Here is a 462-nt window from a genome sequence, read left to right on the forward strand (position 1 = left end):
CAGTGAGCGATAAACATCATCGTCACGGATAATCGTCGGACGGATAAATACCATCAGGTTGCGTTTAGCGCGCTCGGTGGAGGTATAGCGGAAGAGTTGCCCCACTAAAGGAATATCGCCAAGCAGAGGAACCTTTGACACTTGCTCTTTAGAAAAATCATCCAGCAATCCGCCCAGGACCACCGTTTCACCGGTTTTGACCAGCACGGCGTTTTGAATAGTACGGGTATTAAACGTCGGGCCGAGCGTCGAGTTAGAGGAAGAGTCAACGCTGGAGACTTCCTTCTTTATTTCGAGCAACACCGCGTCGCCTTCATTGACCTGCGGAGTAACTTTGAGTTTTGTCCCCACCGTTTTGCGTTCGACGGTATTAAAGACGTTATCCCCTGAAGTGGTCTGTGACCCGGATAGCACCGGCACATCCTGCCCCACGTTGAAGGACGCGAGTTTATTATCCAGCGT

At 51.1% G+C, this 462-nt stretch carries 1 pseudogene; it reads right to left on the minus strand.

Annotated features, from left to right (window positions below):
- Positions 1-462 (minus strand): annotated as a pseudogene (locus I6F33_RS37940) (type II secretion system protein GspD); the annotation flags it as partial.

The organism is Bradyrhizobium sp. BRP20 (assembly GCF_020194215.1).
Classification (GTDB): Bacteria; Pseudomonadota; Alphaproteobacteria; order Rhizobiales; family Xanthobacteraceae; genus Bradyrhizobium; species Bradyrhizobium yuanmingense.